The 1,882-nt window shown below is 33.8% G+C and carries 4 protein-coding genes; all 4 read right to left on the reverse strand.

The window, feature by feature from the left end:
• Positions 1-77 precede the first annotated feature (77 nt).
• Positions 78-1,031 carry a signal recognition particle-docking protein FtsY gene (gene ftsY / locus AC4AGG_RS16270; RefSeq protein WP_489773074.1) on the reverse strand — a complete coding sequence of 318 codons (954 nt, stop codon included), beginning with the start codon at positions 1,029-1,031 and terminating at the stop codon, positions 78-80.
• 101 nt (positions 1,032-1,132) lie between these two features.
• Positions 1,133-1,285, reverse strand: a complete 153-nt coding sequence (locus AC4AGG_RS16275; RefSeq protein WP_489773075.1) for a DUF4295 domain-containing protein — start codon at positions 1,283-1,285, stop codon at positions 1,133-1,135.
• A 19-nt stretch (positions 1,286-1,304) separates the two neighbouring features.
• Positions 1,305-1,487 carry a 50S ribosomal protein L33 gene (rpmG, locus tag AC4AGG_RS16280; RefSeq protein ID WP_489773076.1) on the reverse strand — a complete coding sequence of 61 codons (183 nt, stop codon included), beginning with the start codon at positions 1,485-1,487 and terminating at the stop codon, positions 1,305-1,307.
• Between the two features lie 10 nt (positions 1,488-1,497).
• Entirely contained in the window at positions 1,498-1,734 is a 237-nt protein-coding gene (gene rpmB, locus AC4AGG_RS16285) for a 50S ribosomal protein L28 (RefSeq protein WP_489773077.1), read from the reverse strand.
• Positions 1,735-1,882 lie beyond the last annotated feature (148 nt).

The raw sequence follows: 1,882 nt of genomic DNA on the forward strand, positions 1-1,882 counted from the left end.
ACTTTCCAAATTTAAAGGTAAAGTTTTTATTTAATTATCCAAATAATTTTTTCTTTCAAAAATCTGGATGGAAAATTTTATCCTCTTCTAAAAAAAGAATCCACAAACTCCTCTCCATTGAAGAGTTGTAAGTCGCCAATCTTTTCACCAACACCAATATATTTTACCGGAATTTGAAATTGATCAGAAATTCCGATTACGACACCACCTTTTGCGGTTCCATCTAATTTGGTCACCGCCAAAGCAGTTACCTCAGTAGCAGCAGTAAATTGTTTAGCTTGCTCAAAAGCGTTTTGTCCTGTCGATCCATCTAATACCAAAAGAACTTCGTGAGGTGCATCAGGAATAACTTTTTGCATCACTCTTTTGATTTTGGAAAGTTCATTCATCAGATTGATTTTATTGTGTAATCTTCCGGCAGTATCAATGATGACAACATCGGCATTTTGTGCAACTGCACTTTGTACAGTATCATAAGCAACAGATGCGGGATCACTTCCCATATTTTGTTTCACAATTGGGACATCGGCTCTTTCGCTCCATCTTACCAATTGGTCTACAGCAGCAGCTCGGAAAGTATCCGCAGCGCCTAAAACCACTTTTTTGCCTTGTAGCTTAAACTGATTTGCCAATTTTCCAATTGTAGTTGTTTTTCCAACTCCATTGACTCCTACAACCATTATAACATATGGTTTTTTCGTCTCGTCAATATTTCCTGTTTGAGAATGTGGATTATCTAATAAAAGACCAGATATCTCCTCACGCAATATTTTATCAAGTTCTGATGTTCCCACATACTTATCACGAGAAACACGATCTTCAATTCTTTCAATAATTTTAATAGTTGTTGCTGCACCAACATCAGATGCAATGAGAACTTCTTCTAAATCATCCAAAACCTCATCATCGACCTTACTTTTTCCTACTACGGCTTTTGCCATCTTATCAAAAAAACCTTGCCTTGATTTTTCAAGACCTTGGTCTAAGGTTTCTTTTTCTTCCTTGTTAAATATTTTCTTGAACCAGCTCATTCACTAAAGAATAAATAAAAATTAATAAATAATATGCAAATATAACTAAAAAAACTACCCAAAATTTTGGATAGTTTTTCTATATCTTAAATGCATGAACACTATTTTTTCAAATAAGCGTCAACGTCATCAGCATTCATTACTTTTTCTTCGAAAATGTAAGCACCCGATTTTGGAGATTTTACCATTTTCACAACTTTGGTCATTTTCTTAGATGAACCATCTTTAAGCGTTGCTACAACCTTTTTTGCCATTTCGTTCTATATTTTAAGGTTACTTAATTTCTTTGTGAACTGTGTACTTTTTAAGAATTGGGTTATATTTCTTAAGCTCCAATCTTTCAGTAGTATTTTTTTTGTTCTTTGTAGTGATATAACGGCTTGTTCCTGCCATTCCGCTTTCTTTGTGCTCTGTGCACTCCATAATCACTTGAACTCTATTTCCCTTTTTTGCCATGATTTCTTAATTATTTAATGAATCCATTACGAGTAGCACGTTCAATTGCTTCCTCAATTCCTAATTTATTGATGATTCTCAATCCATGTGCAGAGACTTTAAGCGTTACATGCTTGTCCTGTTCTGGAAGGTAAAATTTCTTTTCCAATAGGTTGATTTCAAAACGTCTTTTGGTTTTGTTGTTTGCGTGAGAAACGTTATTTCCAACCATTGCACGCTTTCCTGTTATTTGGCAAATTCTTGACATATCTCGATGTTCTTTAACTTCATTATTTTGAGTGTGCAAAAATAGAAAGAAGTTTTGGAATAGACAAGTTTTGTGTAGAAATATTTTTCAACTTTTTTGTTAATTCTGCTAATATTCGAGGATAAGCGACAAATTGGTTTTTAAATAT

The organism is Chryseobacterium sp. CG10_8, assembly GCF_058117085.1.